Origin of the sequence: Metabacillus litoralis (genome assembly GCF_007994985.1) — a bacterium.
GTDB classification, from domain to species: domain Bacteria; phylum Bacillota; class Bacilli; order Bacillales; family Bacillaceae; genus Metabacillus; species Metabacillus litoralis.
Genome location: NZ_VOQF01000004.1, coordinates 96651 through 111890, shown reverse-complemented (window position 1 = coordinate 111890; position 15240 = coordinate 96651). Strand labels below are relative to the sequence as shown.

At 33.2% G+C, this 15240-nt stretch carries 16 protein-coding genes and 2 riboswitches; of the genes, 9 read left to right on the top strand and 7 right to left on the bottom strand.

All coding sequences use genetic code 11. From position 1 onward, the window contains the following. Nucleotides 1-23: 23 nt before the first annotated feature. Entirely contained in the window at nucleotides 24-518 is a 495-nt protein-coding gene (locus FS935_RS07900; protein WP_146947288.1) for a methylated-DNA--[protein]-cysteine S-methyltransferase, read from the top strand. 354 nt (nucleotides 519-872) lie between these two features. Here FS935_RS07900 and mtnA read toward each other — a convergent pair whose 3' ends face one another. From mtnA to FS935_RS07885, 3 genes are all read right to left on the bottom strand, one after another. Continuing rightward, complete coding sequence (gene mtnA / locus FS935_RS07895) at nucleotides 873-1925, bottom strand: S-methyl-5-thioribose-1-phosphate isomerase (protein WP_146947286.1); 1053 nt, start codon at nucleotides 1923-1925, stop codon at nucleotides 873-875. Nucleotides 1926-2024: 99 nt separating this feature from the next. Next, nucleotides 2025-3230, bottom strand: a complete 1206-nt coding sequence (gene mtnK / locus FS935_RS07890; RefSeq protein WP_146947284.1) for an S-methyl-5-thioribose kinase — start codon at nucleotides 3228-3230, stop codon at nucleotides 2025-2027. A 124-nt stretch (nucleotides 3231-3354) separates the two neighbouring features. After that, nucleotides 3355-3502: riboswitch (SAM riboswitch) on the bottom strand. 120 nt (nucleotides 3503-3622) lie between these two features. Further along, the gene (locus FS935_RS07885) at nucleotides 3623-4408 is read right to left on the bottom strand and encodes a carbon-nitrogen family hydrolase (protein ID WP_146947282.1); all 786 of its coding nucleotides are present in this window, start codon (nucleotides 4406-4408) and stop codon (nucleotides 3623-3625) included. Between the two features lie 110 nt (nucleotides 4409-4518). Here FS935_RS07885 and FS935_RS07880 point away from each other — a divergent pair, with 110 nt between their 5' ends. From FS935_RS07880 to cbpA, 6 genes are all read left to right on the top strand, one after another. After that, nucleotides 4519-5694 (top strand): pyridoxal phosphate-dependent aminotransferase, encoded by a 1176-nt coding sequence (locus FS935_RS07880; protein WP_146947468.1) that lies wholly within the window; start codon nucleotides 4519-4521, stop codon nucleotides 5692-5694. A gap of 138 nt (nucleotides 5695-5832) precedes the next feature. After that, nucleotides 5833-5941, top strand: a riboswitch (SAM riboswitch). A gap of 167 nt (nucleotides 5942-6108) precedes the next feature. Beyond that, complete coding sequence (gene mtnW, locus FS935_RS07875; protein ID WP_146947280.1) at nucleotides 6109-7350, top strand: 2,3-diketo-5-methylthiopentyl-1-phosphate enolase; 1242 nt, start codon at nucleotides 6109-6111, stop codon at nucleotides 7348-7350. Continuing rightward, nucleotides 7347-8009, top strand: coding sequence for a 2-hydroxy-3-keto-5-methylthiopentenyl-1-phosphate phosphatase (locus tag FS935_RS07870; RefSeq protein ID WP_146947278.1), 663 nt, complete (start codon nucleotides 7347-7349; stop codon nucleotides 8007-8009). Before mtnW ends, FS935_RS07870 begins: the two co-directional genes overlap by 4 nt. Further along, complete coding sequence (locus FS935_RS07865) at nucleotides 8006-8635, top strand: methylthioribulose 1-phosphate dehydratase (protein WP_146947276.1); 630 nt, start codon at nucleotides 8006-8008, stop codon at nucleotides 8633-8635. The genes FS935_RS07870 and FS935_RS07865 overlap by 4 nt, the downstream gene beginning before the upstream one ends. A 141-nt stretch (nucleotides 8636-8776) precedes the next feature. Further along, on the top strand, nucleotides 8777-9313 hold the full coding sequence (locus tag FS935_RS07860; RefSeq protein ID WP_146947274.1) for a 1,2-dihydroxy-3-keto-5-methylthiopentene dioxygenase: 537 nt from the start codon (nucleotides 8777-8779) through the stop codon (nucleotides 9311-9313). 343 nt (nucleotides 9314-9656) lie between these two features. Next, on the top strand, nucleotides 9657-10289 hold the full coding sequence (cbpA, locus tag FS935_RS07855; RefSeq protein ID WP_146947272.1) for a cyclic di-AMP binding protein CbpA: 633 nt from the start codon (nucleotides 9657-9659) through the stop codon (nucleotides 10287-10289). Between the two features lie 125 nt (nucleotides 10290-10414). Here the strand turns inward: cbpA and FS935_RS07850 are convergent, their stop codons facing one another. Then, entirely contained in the window at nucleotides 10415-11197 is a 783-nt protein-coding gene (locus tag FS935_RS07850; protein WP_146947270.1) for a divergent polysaccharide deacetylase family protein, read from the bottom strand. A gap of 322 nt (nucleotides 11198-11519) precedes the next feature. Between FS935_RS07850 and FS935_RS07845 the strand changes: the two genes are divergently transcribed. Beyond that, nucleotides 11520-11771, top strand: a complete 252-nt coding sequence (locus FS935_RS07845; protein ID WP_146947268.1) for an aspartyl-phosphate phosphatase Spo0E family protein — start codon at nucleotides 11520-11522, stop codon at nucleotides 11769-11771. Between the two features lie 117 nt (nucleotides 11772-11888). Here FS935_RS07845 and FS935_RS07840 read toward each other — a convergent pair whose 3' ends face one another. After that, on the bottom strand, nucleotides 11889-12620 hold the full coding sequence (locus tag FS935_RS07840; RefSeq protein WP_146947266.1) for a ZIP family metal transporter: 732 nt from the start codon (nucleotides 12618-12620) through the stop codon (nucleotides 11889-11891). Between the two features lie 353 nt (nucleotides 12621-12973). Here FS935_RS07840 and FS935_RS07835 point away from each other — a divergent pair, with 353 nt between their 5' ends. Beyond that, on the top strand, nucleotides 12974-13429 hold the full coding sequence (locus FS935_RS07835; RefSeq protein ID WP_146947264.1) for a MarR family winged helix-turn-helix transcriptional regulator: 456 nt from the start codon (nucleotides 12974-12976) through the stop codon (nucleotides 13427-13429). A 65-nt stretch (nucleotides 13430-13494) separates the two neighbouring features. Here FS935_RS07835 and motB read toward each other — a convergent pair whose 3' ends face one another. Together motB and motA are read right to left on the bottom strand one after the other, a co-directional pair. Beyond that, entirely contained in the window at nucleotides 13495-14262 is a 768-nt protein-coding gene (gene motB / locus FS935_RS07830) for a flagellar motor protein MotB (protein WP_146947262.1), read from the bottom strand. After that, nucleotides 14255-15055 (bottom strand): flagellar motor stator protein MotA, encoded by an 801-nt coding sequence (gene motA / locus FS935_RS07825; RefSeq protein WP_146947260.1) that lies wholly within the window; start codon nucleotides 15053-15055, stop codon nucleotides 14255-14257. Before motA ends, motB begins: the two co-directional genes overlap by 8 nt. Nucleotides 15056-15240 lie beyond the last annotated feature (185 nt).

Here is a 15240-nt window from a genome sequence, read left to right as displayed (position 1 = left end):
ACAACTAAAGAAGAGGGCAAACGATGAACTATTTCAGTTATTATTATTCTCCAATTGGAAGACTAACAATTGTGTCTAGTCCTAAAAATATTACTCATTTATTCCTCGAAGTTGAACATTTCGATGCCTATCGTACAGATCATGATGTTAAAGAACATAATGAATTTGATGTTTTAATCGAAGCCAAAAATCAACTACATGAATATTTTCATGAAGGAAGAAAATATTTTGAGCTTGATTTTGAAATAAATGGAACTGATTTTCAGCGAAAGGTCTGGAGGGAATTACAGAATATTCCTTATGGAGAGTCATGTAGTTATCAAGATATAGCAACCAAAATTGGTCAAGCCCGTGCTGTTCGAGCAATTGGACAAGCAAATAAAGCAAATAAGCTTCCAATTTTTATTCCGTGTCATCGTGTAATTGGTAAGAATAAGAAGTTAACTGGTTATGCTGGAAATAAAAATGATATAAAAGCGGAGTTATTGACTTTAGAAAGCATAACATTTGAAAAATAATCGATTGAAATCCATAGAGAAAATAGCTTAAATATGTCAAAGCTTTATTTTTCTAATCGTCATTTGCTGTTTAAATGACAATAAGCCTTGTCACTTTTTTTACCTTGCAACATATTATTAGAATAAGATAAAAAAGTTGCATAAGGGAAAGAAAGGGGCAAGTTATATGTTTTATCAAAAGCGTCCAACACAAATATATTTTTTTGCTTCATTATTAACAAAGCTTCAAATTATATCTGAAGAAGAAAAGAACAGTTTACTTTGTAAGAAAAAGTGAGGGTATAAAAAGGCGGCAAACTCATAAATAAGTTTACCGTCTTTTTTATTTTGGTTTTCATGAAGTGAATTCTAATTTTAAGAGTGAAATAGTTTTTTAATCTCTTCCTTATAATCACCTGATATAATTCCCTTTTCAGTGATAATACCTGCAATTAATTCACTTGGGGTAACATCAAAAGCAGGATTAAAGACTTTTACTCCTTCTGGAGCGATCCTTATACCATTTAATGTAGTAATTTCTTCAGAGTGACGTTCTTCAATTGGAATTAAATTTCCATCTTCGATTGATGTGTCAAATGTTGATAAAGGTGCGGCAACATAAAAAGGAATATTAAATGTTTTTGCTAAAAGTGCTAAATTAAAAGTGCCAATTTTATTTGCTGTATCACCATTCGCAGCAATTCGGTCTGCACCAACAATGATTGAGGTGATATTTTTAGATTTTATCGTATGTGCCGCCATGCTATCAGTGATTAACGTAACATCAACATCAGCTTGCATTAACTCCCATGTTGTTAAACGAGCACCTTGTAAAACCGGACGGGTTTCACAAGCATAAACACTAATATCTATGTTTCTTTCCTTTGCCAAGTAGAAAGGTGCTAAAGCAGTGCCGTATTTTGCCGTAGCGATTGAACCAGCATTACATATTGTCATAACTCTATCTCCACTGTTAAAAACAGTTAATGCATGTTCACCAATTAATCTACAAACCTCTTCATCTTCAATTTGTATTTGAATGGCTTCATGAACAATTTTTGTTTTCGCTTCGTTAATCGACTTGATGTTTGCTAGGCAACTTGTTAAACGATCTAATGCCCATACTAAATTTACAGCAGTAGGTCTTGAACTTGCTAGGTAGTCACTGGTTTTACTTAAATTGCTAAGAAATTGTTCAATTGATTCTGACTTGTCCTGAAGAGCTGCTAAAGCAAGGCCAAATGATGCCGTAATTCCAATTGCGGGTGCTCCTCTTACTTTAAGAGATTGAATGGCTTCCCAAACATCTTCAATCGTACGTAATTCAAGATACTCAGTAACTTGTGGTATTTTTTGTTGATCTAATAAAGAAATATGATCTTCCTTCCAGATCACGGATTGTGGAATAGAATAGTTCGTTTTAGTCATGATGAATTGTACTCCTTTAAAATTTTGATCAGTGCAATATTTTTAATTAACTAATAATCGTTTGAGGAAAATCAGAATTAAGATTTCCCTCTTTTAGCTTTATAAAGAGCTAAGAGCTGTTTGAATTGTATATTCTTTAAAGTCTTTAGGGTTTGTTACTGATTTCCTATTCTTTACAAGCTCACTTCCTAATTTTAACGCAAGTTGTTTTATTGAAATTCTTTTGTTAGCTGGCTCAATTTTATCTAAATCAGCAACATGTGCTAATCCAATTGTACGGCGTATGATTTCACAGCCAGCAAATCCAACTGCTTCTTCAAATATTTCAGATAAAACATACTCTAAGTATCCATCAACCTGACTAAACACTTCAATAGCGTCATTTTTCCATGCTTTTGTAAACTCTTCTACAAAAACAGTCCAAGTTGTTTCAATATGAGTAAAGAGGATATTCTGTTTCTTGGGTTCACGAGAAATTGCATTTAAAAGAAGATTAGCGAACACTTGCCCAACATCAAAGCCAATCGGACCGAAGTAGGCGAATTCAGGGTCAATTACTTTCGTCTCTTTTTCGTCTGCAAAAATGCTGCCAGTATGTAAATCTCCATGGACTAGTGCCTCAGCCTTTGTAAGGAAAATTTGTTTTAATTTTGCTACCTCAAGCTTTAATACTTGGTCATTCCAAATACGTTCAACATCCTTTTGTAATTCTTGTTCAAAATCATTTGTTTCGTGATCGAAAAACGGATCTGTGAACACAAGATCTTCTGTAATTTTACATAGATCAGGATTGATAAATTGCTTTACTAGTTCTTTTTTATAGTGCTGATTAAGTCCGTAATCTGATGTATAAAACAATGTTTTCGCTAAAAATTCTCCAATATGATTAGAGAGAAGTGGTAAATCTTCGTCATTCATTAGAGCAGCTCTAGCTATCTGTAAATGGGAAAGGTCTTCCATAATTGTAATCGCAAGCGATTCATCAGAATAATAGACTTTAGGTACATACTGTGGAACAAATTCTGCTTGTTTAATAAGTGCATTTGTTTCAATACGCGACCGATCTAAAGTTAATGGCCAACTTTCTCCAACAACCTTTGCATAAGGAAGAGCTTGTTTAATAATGATACTTTCACCATTCTCAGTATTTGTTACTTTGAATACTAAATTTAGGTTTCCGTCACCAATTTCGTAACATGTTAATTGACTATCATTTTCAAATAAATTCAGACGTTTTGCTAATGTAATAGCATCGCTTTCTGTTAATGGCTTATAGTTAGATGATTGTTTGTTTGCTGCACACATAGATAAACCCTCCAATAATTAGTTTGTGGAGGCTTTTCTTAAGATATAGTCTATGTTTAACATAGCTAAAAATAAGAAAAGCCTCTTTCGACAATGAAAGAGGCTTGAAGTCATAACTTCGCACCTCTCATCTGTCAGAAAGTATTTTCTTTCTGATGGAATTAGCACCGTGCCCTTTTTAGGAAAATCCACTTAGACCTTTAATATGAGGTCTTACGGTCGGTTGCTGCGGCGTCATCGGGCCAATTCCCTCTGCCAACTCTTGATAAGAGATTAGTATATTAATTGTAATTTCGTTTATTTCAGAACATTTGTGATAATTAGAAAACAATAATGTCTGATTAGGATAATACCAATATTGAAAAGCATTTGTCAATAGTATAAGGAAAAATTTAATAGTATTCTGGTAAACGATCATCAAAAATAGGAATTTGACTACGAACTTGTTTGACCTTATCAACGTCAATTTTGGCAGTAATCACGCCAGGATCTTCATTTGCCTCAGCTAAAATAGTTCCCCATGGATCAATAATCATAGAATGTCCAGCGAAAACATTATTCGGGTCAGAACCAGCTCTGTTACAAGCCACAACATAGCATTGGTTTTCTATTGCTCTGCTAAGTAGTAGAGCTTTCCAATGATTAAGTCTTGGAAGTGGCCATTCTGCAACAACAAACAGAACCTCAGCACCCAAAGAGGTATGAGCTCTGATCCATTCAGGGAAACGGATATCATAGCAAATGAATCCAGCACATTTCATTCCGTCCAGTTCAAAGAGTCCTTTTTCTGTACCACCTATAAGATGATGATGTTCATCCATTAATTTGAATAAGTGAAGTTTGCTATATTCAGTAATGAATTCTCCTTTGTTATTAATAATGTACATTGTATTGCTTACTCCATTTTTATGTTTGTTTGCAACAGAGCCCCCTACAATATGTATATTGTATTTTTTTGCCAGTTGACTTAGAAATGTTATTGTATCTTTTCCATCCTCATCAGCGATTTCATCTAATCTTGTTAAATCATAGCCAGTTGTCCATAGTTCTGGTAACACTATAATGGTAGATTTTTCACTTTTGATAGCAGATGTAATTTTTTCTTCGACTTGTTTGTAGTTAACTGTTGGATCACCATATTTTATATCAAGCTGAATACATGTAATAACAGGATTCATAATATTTCACACCTTTTAATATTGAAATTTTTTCTTTACAAGTTGATACTAACAATATATGATTTGTGACTAGAATTTCAAGAATTTTTTGAGAAGGGTAGAAAATGAAAATGAAAGTATTTGAACAATCACATTTATTAAATACATTACCAAAGCAATTTTTTGCAAGTCTTGTTGAGAAAGTAACAAAAATAGTTGACCAAGGTCATGATGTTATAAATTTAGGGCAAGGAAATCCTGACCAACCAACACCGGAACATATTGTTAAAGCAATGCAAGAGGCTGTAGCCAATCCGGTATATCACAAATATTCACCATTCCGCGGACAAGCATTCTTGAAAGAAGCGGTCTCAACGTTTTACAAAAGAGAGTATGGGGTAGAAATTGATCCAGCTAAAGAAGTGTGTATTCTATTTGGTGGTAAAGCGGGACTTGTTGAAGTACCACAATGTTTACTAAATCCAGGAGATGTTGTCCTTGTTCCAGATCCAGGTTATCCTGATTATTGGTCTGGCGTTGAACTGGCACGTGCAAAAATGGAAACAATGCCTTTATTGAGTGAAAATGCCTTTTTGCCAGATTATAATAAGTTGTCAGATGAAGTAAAACAACAGGCGAAAATGATGCTATTAAATTATCCAAACAATCCAACTGGCGCTACAGCTACTGAAGAGTTTTTCGAAGAAACTGTAGCTTTTGCACAAGAAAATGATATTTGTATCGTTCACGATTTTGCATATGGTGCGATTGGCTTTGATGGGAAACGCCCAGTTAGCTTTTTGCAAACAAAAGGAGCAAAAGAAAATGGGATAGAAATTTATACCTTTTCTAAGTCTTATAATATGGCTGGGTGGAGAATTGGCTTTGCTGTAGGCAATCCATCTGTTATAGAAGCATTAAATTTATTACAAGACCACATGTTTGTGAGTGTGTTCAGTGCAGTTCAAGAAGCAGCAGCACATGCTTTATTAAGTCCACAAACATGTGTTGATGATCTGAATGATCTTTATGAATCTAGGAGAAATGTTTTGATAAATGCGTTTCGTGATATAGGGTGGAATGTAACTGCACCTTCAGGATCATTTTTTGCATGGCTTCCTGTGCCAGCCCAATTTTCATCTTCTGAGGAATTTTCTGATTATTTACTAGAAAAAGCTCATGTTGTAGTTGCTCCAGGAATTGGATTTGGAGAATATGGAGAAGGTTATGTAAGAGTAGGATTATTAACATCTGAAGAAAGATTAATTGAAGCAGCGAGCCGAATAAAAGAGTTAAACTTGTTTTAATACTTTTGAAGGCACAACAATTATTGATGTGATCTGATATGATCTGAGTTTTTTATCCTTTTCTAATTGACAGTTTTAAAATGATCTGTCATAATCCAAATTAATTTCAATCATTTCAAAATAAATTTGAACGTTTCGTTCTTATCAAGAGCAGGTGGAGGGACTAGCCCTTTGAAGCCCGGCAACCGACTTTTACTTGAAGTAAAGCACGGTGCTAATTCTTGCAGCATTAGCTGATAGATAAGGAGATATGCTTACTATAATTGTAGTGAAAGCCTCTTCGATCTATGAGTATCGAAGAGGCTTTTTTTGTTTTAATACCTGCAGAAATGAGTTAAAAATGATAAGATTATATAATAAGTTGAAGAATTCAGATTAAAGAAATAATAGAGTAATTAGAAGGTAGGGTTTAGAGTGAGTGAAGTTATTGCTACATATCTTGTACATGATGCTAAAGGAGATCTTGCAAAAAAAGCTGAAGGAATTGCATTAGGTTTAACAGTTGGTTCATGGACTGACCTTCCTTTACTTGAGCAAGAACAATTAAAGGCTCATAAAGGTCAAGTATTAGAAGTCAGTCAGCTAGAGAACTGTGAAAAAACAAATTCATTCTTAGGTAAAAATGTTACTAGGGGCAAAATTAAAATAGCTTATCCAAGCTTGAACTATAGTCATGATATACCAGCGATTTTAACAACAGGTTTTGGGAAATTATCACTAGATGGTGAAGTGAAGTTAATTGATCTGGAATTTTCTGATTCACTAAAATCTGCTTTTCCTGGACCAGCATTTGGAATAAAAGGGATTCGTGAAAAGTTAAATGTTTACGATAGACCTTTATTAATGAGTATTTTTAAAGGGGTAATTGGGAGAGATTTAGATTATCTTAAAGAACAGCTAAAACAACAGGTCTTAGGTGGTGTAGATTTAGTAAAGGATGATGAAATTCTTTTTGAGAATCCCTTAACACCATTTGAAGATCGTATTATTGCAGGTAAAGAGGTATTAAAACAGGTTTATGTTGAAACAGGTCATAAAGCTTTATATGCAGTGAATCTTTCTGGCAAAACATATGACTTGAAAGATAAAGCAAAACGAGCATCTGAACTTGGAGCGGATGCATTGTTGTTTAATGTTTTTGCGTATGGATTAGATGTTTTACAAAGCTTAGCTGAAGATCCTGAGATAACAGTTCCGATTATGGCACACCCCGCTGTTAGTGGTGCATCAACAGCTTCAAGTTTATATGGGTTTTCAAGTTCATTATTACTTGGTAAGTTGCTAAGAATCGCTGGTGCTGATTTCTCCTTATTTCCATCACCGTATGGTAGTGTTGCGTTAAATAGAGAGGATGCTTTAGGAATCGCTGAAAACTGCTTAGTAGAAGATAAATTTAAACAAGTGTTCCCAGTTCCTTCTGCTGGGATTCATCCTGGACTAGTACCACTTCTCATTAAAGACTTTGGTGTTGATTCGGTTATAAATGCTGGTGGTGGAGTTCATGGTCACCCAAATGGTGCGATAGGCGGGGGGCGTGCCTTCCGTGCAGCTATTGATGCAACACTGTCTGGAATCAGTTTAAAACAAGCTGCTGAAAATAGTAACGATTTAAAAATAGCCATCGATCTTTGGGGTAGTACTGAGGTGAACAAATGAAGAATAAAGTAATCATTTGTGATTTTGATGGTACCATAACAGAAACTGATAATATTATTGCTATCATGAAAAAGTTTGCACCACCAGAATGGGACTCTTTGAAGAATGGAGTGCTTTCACAAGAAATTTCAATTCGTGAAGGTGTGGGCAAGATGTTTCATCTTCTTCCTTCATCAATAAAAGAAGAAATTATTAAATATATAATTGACCATGCAGAAATTAGATCTGGTTTTAAGGAGTTTGTAAATTATACAAAAGCTAATAATATTCCTCTTTATATTGTTAGTGGAGGTATTGATTTTTTTGTTTATCCATTGCTTCAAGGTTTAATTGATAAAGATGTAATATATTGCAATAAAGCTAACTTCAATGGTGAAAAGATAGAAATTGAGTGGCCATATAGTTGTGATGATAACTGTGATAATGAATGTGGCTGCTGTAAACCATCATTGATCAGAAAGCTAACGGATCAAGAACAAAGTAAAATAGTGCTTGGAGATTCAATTACTGATCTCCAAGCAGCAAAGCTCGGTGATTTTGTCATTGCAAGAGATTTGTTATTAGAGAAATGTAAAGAGCTAAATCTACCTCATAAGCCGTTTACTACCTTTTATGATGTAATAGATATTCTAGAGCAATTAAAGGAGGTTGAGGAATGAACCTGTTACAAACAAGATGGGAAGAGCTAGCAGATATTAAACGTGTGTTAGCTAAACGTGACTGGTTTCCAGGAACTAGTGGGAATCTTGCAATTAAAGTAGATCATGATCCTTGCAGCTTTTTAGTAACAGCTAGTGGAAAAGACAAAACAATAGAAACAAATGAGGATTTTTTGCTTGTTAATGCACTAGGTAAACCTGTAAATGATACTCATTTAAAGCCTTCAGCTGAAACACTTTTGCATGTTGAGGTATTCACAAAAACAAATGCAGGTTGCAGCCTTCATGTTCATACAGTAGACAATAATGTTATTTCTGAACTGTATGGAGATGATGGTAGTATTACTTTTAAAGGTCAAGAAATTATTAAAGCTTATGGATTGTGGGAAGAAGATGCTGAGTATACAATACCGATCATTTATAATCATGCTGATATCCCAACTTTAGCAAGTGAATTTTCGAAGTTTGTTAAAAAAGATGCTGGTGCTGTTTTGATAAGAAATCATGGTATTACCGCATGGGGAAGAGATGCTCTTGAAGCTAAGAAATATTTAGAAGCAAGTGAATTTTTGTTTTCATATCATTTAAAATTATTATCACTTAAAGCTTTAAAGGTAACTATATAACTTAAAAGTAAAACGGTTAACTGGAATAACATCTTTTCACTATAGAAATGTTTGTGGATGAATAGGTTCTTCTATTTTAAAGAAGAGGCAACATTATCATTTTATAAAACATAAATAATAAATATCTAGGAGGAGAAAAAAATGGCAGTTATTAAAGTTAGAAACACAAATGAAGTAATCGAAGGTTATGAAAATGTTTTAAGTTTTTTAGAAAAGCAAGATGTTTTATATGAACATTGGGATATGAGTAAGCTTCCTACACATCTGAAAGAAAAGTTCGTACTTAGTGATGAGGAAAAAGGGGAGATTTTAACAGCTTACAAAGAAGAGATCGAAGAGTTAGCAGAGAGAAGAGGCTACAAAACTTGGGATATCGTAGCTCTTTCTGATGCTACACCTAACCTTGAAGAGCTTCTTAAAAAATTCGAAAATGTCCACACTCATACTGAAGATGAAGTTCGTGCTATAACGGCAGGTCATGGAATTTTTATCATTAAAGGTAACGATGAAGTAGGATATTTTGATGTTGAGTTAGAAGCTGGTGATGTTATCTCAGTTCCTGAAGGTAATCCACATTTCTTTACACTAATGGAAGACCGTCAAGTCGTTGCTGTGAGATTGTTTATTGAAACAGAAGGTTGGGTAGCACACCCTTATGAAGATAAAGTAAGTAAATAATACAAAGAAAAAGCGTAGAAATTCATGTAGAAATTCTATGCTTTTTCTTATTTTTCTCCTGATTCTGGTTTATTCGATAAAAAAATTGTGTCAACTTATTACAATCTAGATCGAATAAATGACTTATTAGGTAATATAATAAGGCTCTGTTAAACTTTGTTGTTGATTTCCGTAACAGGCATTCGCTTTCAAAAAAGTGAAGAAAAAATTAAGCTTTAACAGAGCCTAATAAATAATAATTAGTTCTAATACAATCATGATCGTTGAAATATTCGAATTTTCTTTACTATTCATAAAGGCTATGATAAATTTTTAGCAATACAACAACAAAGGGGGCTATTTAATGAAAGTTCGCTATCATTATGTGCAAAAGGATTCGGTTAAATATTGTGATATTAGCAGTACAGTAAAGGAAGCTTATGATTATTTAAAAGAAACTGGCTATCGTTGTATTCCAGTTCTTAAAAACGGTAAAACATTTGCTGGCTTTATTTATAAAGCTCATATACTTGAGCATTATGTGGAGAATGAAGGCAAAGAAACAGATGCATTGGAGCCGTTAATTAAAAATCAAGATGCATACATATTTGAGGAAGATTCTTTTTTTAAAACATTTTTAACAATTCGTAGACTACCGTTTTTAGCTGTATTAAATGAGGATAAAGAGTTTTCAGGTATTATTACTCACTCTAATATTATGGATGTATTAGAAGATTCCTTTGGAATGAAAACAGGTGGTTACTTGCTTACTGTTGGAACAAAAGAGCATAAAGGTGCAATCAAAGATTTAGTAACAGCTGTTAAAGACTTAAATATTGAAGGTTTATTAACACTTGATAATGGTGATAAATATATACGTAGAATTATTTTGAATTTATCAAGTGATGTTTCTGAAAATAAGTTAACCAAGGTGATCAAAAAGCTTGAAGACAAGGATTTCCGTGTAACATCAGTTGATCGAATAGAGAAACAATAAAAAGAAAGCGTGAATTCGTATGTGAATTCACGCTAAACTCTATTGTAATTTATATATTTTACTCCGAATCCGAACCGACTAAGCTTATTGAAACAGGTTATTAAGAAATCTCTATTGATTTAATGTTACTCTTTAAAGTCTGGAATTGTGTCTAAATCAATTAATAACTCTGATAAGGTAACAGGATCTGCTTTCTTCTCAACTAGTGGTACGTACTGTTTTAAAACAGAAGCTGTTTTTTCACCAGCAATCCCTACATGTCCTATTGCAATAATTTCATTATCTTGCTCAATTCTACTCATTAGAAGATTTGCTTGCTTTATAATATGCTGAATTGTATATTGCTCATCGAAGAATAATTCATTTTCTAAATACGGAACTTGGAGGTCTTTAGCAAGATTTTCCACAACACTTTTTCCGGTCGTTTTACTATCTAAATAATATAAATTTCTTTCTTTACATACCTCTAATATAATTCTCATAACTCGTTTATCTGCTGTCACTTTTGACCCCATGTGATTATTCATTCCAACAGCATAAGGCACTTCATCTATTGCATCTTGCACTCGTTTCCGTATTTCTTTATCTGATAATTCTGTTGTAATAGCGCCAGGTCCTAACCAACTCTTTTTCCCAGAGATAGGTTCCATCGGGAGATGAAGAATAACTTCGTGTCCATTTTTATGAGCTAGTCTAGCATCCTTTTTAGTCGTAGGCAGAAAGGGCATAACAGCAACTGTTATCGGAATTTGTAATGATAGAATCTCTTCTGTTCCTTTCATATTGTTTCCTAAATCATCAATAACAATTGCAACCTGTCTTTCCGAAGTAGTAGTGTTAGTAGTTTGTGCTGCTGCGTTAGAAGGTAAATATACTAAAAGTAAGAAAGCGATTATAAGTTTTTTCATTTGAAAATTACTCCTTTTGATAGGTTGTTAATGCTAGGTCTTCATTAATATCTTATTTGCCAGTTTTACACTCATTGATTGTCACTTCACTAAAATAAAACGTTATTTTAAAGTAGTTTATCCTAGAACAGGTTTATTCATGTAGTGTGTTCATGTTTCTAAATAGAAATATGTTTAACTTTTAAAGAGATTGGGAATAAAAAAAGTAGGATTTAATATTGATAAATAAAATATTGTAGAGGACTTTAAATATATAATCAACTTTATCTGAAAATGCAATCAAGAATTATAGTATGAACTTAAAGATTTAGGAGGAGATTTGATGAATTACAATCGAATGAAAACAAAGCTACTTGAGAAAATTGATCATAAAAGACATGAAATGATTGAAACAGCAAATAAAGAAGGGTACACTAGTGAAACTGCAGTAAAATGTAGCCAGGATTTAGATTTGCTTATTAATGAATATCAACTATTATTAATTGAAGAGAAGAAGTCCTCTGCAACTAGACCACTCTATCAATTTGTTAACTCAATGAAGATGATTGCTTTTAATGATCGTTTTTCTTACTGATATTTTCTAGATAAGTTAGAAGAGGTAAAAAGAGGAAGGCTATTTTAGCAAGTAAAAGCTCTGATCCATAGCCTTTTTAAATAATAAAAGCTTTGTGATATAAACAGTTTCAATTGTTTAGAAACTTTCGATTAAAATAATCATGAAAACAATCCCGATTATAAATGAATAAGTTGCATATCGTTCATTACCATCACCATGACTTTCTGGTATTAACTCTTTATAAATAATAAATAGCATAGCACCAGCTGCAAATGATAATCCATAAACAACTAAAAAATCTACATATCTTGTTAAATAAAATCCAAGCAATGCTGATACAATCTCTACAGCTCCGGTTGCAGTTGCAATTAACAAAGCTCGTATTCGGCTAATATCCTGTTTAATTAAGAACAGAGCAACTAAAAAGCCTTCAGGAGCATTTTGTAATCCAATGGCAAAGGCAATTAAGTTACCTGTTTCCTCTACATCAGATGCATAGCTAACGCCTACAGATAAACCTTCAGGTATATTATGTAAGGTAATTGCAGCAATTATCAATAACGCCTTTTCATCAAATTTAAGACCTGTTTTTGAATGTTGTAAATCTATATGTGGAATCTTCTTTTCAAGATAAGTTAGTGTTAGTACCCCTAAGAATATCCCAACAGAAACTTCGATAATGCTCCCGGATTTTAAACTTTCAGGAATCAATCCCAACATGGCTGCAGTCATCATTATCCCAGCTGTAAAGGCTAAAAGAATATCCTTCCATCTATGAGATATTGAATTTTTAAGAAATAATATAGGTAAAGCACCTAAACCTGTTGATAAAGCTGATAATATACTGCCTATTAAAACATCAGACATCATGTAAAACTCCTTTAAAGTACTAGGTCTATGTTGTTATTCACTAGTTAACTTAATTTATTATTTCTTATAAAGTATTATGTAATAGATATTAAAAAACTTTTTATAGTAAGTAAAGAAAATAATGTTTTATCTAGCATAAAGATTCCGACTAATATTTAAATAAGCTAAAAAGTTTATTGTTTCCTATAAGAGTTTTGTGTAAAATTATATGAAAGATTAAGTCAAAAGATGATATAGGTGTAGAATGAAAAACTGTATCAAAAAAATTTGACTTAATAGTCATCTTCGACTATTATTATGCTAATTCTTTACTTTGAATTCAAGATAAATATTAAAAGGGTTGAATTAAATTGGAAAAATCTAAGCAAATAGAAGATTCATTAAAATTTTTTATCGTACTCTCCCGTGCACATCGAGCTTTTAATGATGTTGTAAATAAACATATTTCGACTTTTAAATTAAATCCAACTGAGTTTGCTGTCTTAGAACTACTTTATCACAAAGGAGACCAACCTTTACAACAAATTGGTGGAAAGATCCTACTTGCAAGTGGGAGTATAACATATGTTGTTGATAAATTAGAGCAAAAAGAATTGATTATCAGAAAAGCATGTCCGAAAGATCGTCGAGTTACACATGCACAAATTACTGAAAAAGGTAAAGCGTTAATTGAGGATATTTTCCCACCTCATCAAGAAAAAATCAATGAAATTGTAAGTGCTTTAACTGAGGAAGAGAAAACATTAGCAATTGAGCTCATCAAAAAAGTCGGATATCACGCAAATGATTTACTCAAAACAGAATAAATAATGACAAAAAAGGATCAGCCGATATATTCGTGGTTGATCCTTTTAGTCATTAAAGTAGTGGATTAATTTTTTTGTTCGTTAGGCAAAATTAATATCTCTACACGTCTATTCTTTTGCCTACCATCCTTAGTTTCATTTGATGCGACTGGCTTGAATTCACCAAAGCCTTTTGCACTAAATGCTTTTGGATCTAATTTATCATTGTCAATTAAAATTTTCATGAAGTTAACAGCACGCATAACACTTAGATGCCAGTTAGAATCAAATTCAGAATTCTTAATTGGTATATTATCAGTATGCCCACTAATAATAATATTTCTTGGTGGACTCATGATAAGAAGCTCTGAGATTTCATTAGCTAATTCTTTATCCTTGTTACGGATAGCGGCACTTCCTGAATCAAAGAAGATATCATTTAAGAGAGTAATTAGTAACCCTTCATCTGTAAGTGTTGTTTTTAATTGTGTTTCGAGTTTATTGTTAGCTATATAAGAATTGACTTTTTCTTGAATTGTTTTTAGGTTTTCTTGTTCAAGACGTTTTTGTGCTTCCTCAACAGCTTCTTGATCTGGCGTTTGTTCCTTTTGAACATCTAACTGCTCTAATTCACCATCTGGAGTGGGGCTAGGGTATTCTAAAACACCTGTTCCTCCCGTGAACGTAGAATTAAATGCTCTTGCTAATTGTTGAAATTTCTGAGCATCAACTGAGCTCATTGCAAATAATACAATGAATAATGCAAGTACTAGTGTTAATAAATCAGCATAGGGAACAAGCCAAGATTCATCCATGTGTTCATCTTCATGCTTATGCTTTTTCTTTCTAGCCATTTACACTCTCTCCCTCAGCGATTGAAGAGTTTATTTGATTCCTTTCACTAACAGGTAGATAAGTAGCAAGTTTTTGTTCAATTGCTTTAGGTGCTTGTCCCTCTAATACAGAAAGAACACCTTCGATCATTACTTGCTTTACTTTAGCTTCATGCTTTGATTTTCTTTTTAACTTGTTAGCAAAAGGATGCCACATAACATAACCAGTAAAAATACCCAACATTGTAGCAACAAAGGCTGCACTAATAGCAACTCCTAAAGCCGTAGTATCTGACATGTCAGATAAAGCAGCAACTAAACCGACAACAGCTCCAAGAACCCCTAGTGTTGGTGCATAAGTGCCTGCTTGTGTAAAGATCGTAGCAGCCCCCTGGTGACGTTCTTCCATTGCTTCAATTTCTTCTGACATTACGTCTCGAATAAACTCAGCATTTTGTCCGTCTACAGCCATTAGTAATCCATTTTTTAAAAAAGGATCGTCAACTTCGGCAAGCTTTGCCTCAAGTGCAAGAAGACCTTCTTTACGAGCTACTTGAGCCCAATCTGAAAATAAAGGGATAAGCTCCTGAATTGTAGCGGTTTTTTGTTCTTTAAAGATAATACCAAATAGCTTAGGGACCTTTTTAATTTCATCTGTTGGAAAAGCGATTGTTACAGCTGCAATTGTCCCTAAAATAATGATTAGTAAGGCAGCAGGGTTTATTAATACCACTGGACTAACACCTTTCATAAACATTCCGACCCCAACTGCAATAATCGCAAGGATCATTCCAATTCCTGACGTTTTATCCATCGTAAATCACCATATTTCCTTTAATATTTTCTTATTTATTATATCGGAAGAAAGCAACAAACCTTTAGGTATTATGAAGGAACTTGTCGAAAGATGTGAAAAATTTTTGAAATACAAAATAAAAACTCACGTTATAGGTGAGTTTTTAGTGTATTCTCCAATTGAAAAAAATCTCTGTGGAAGTT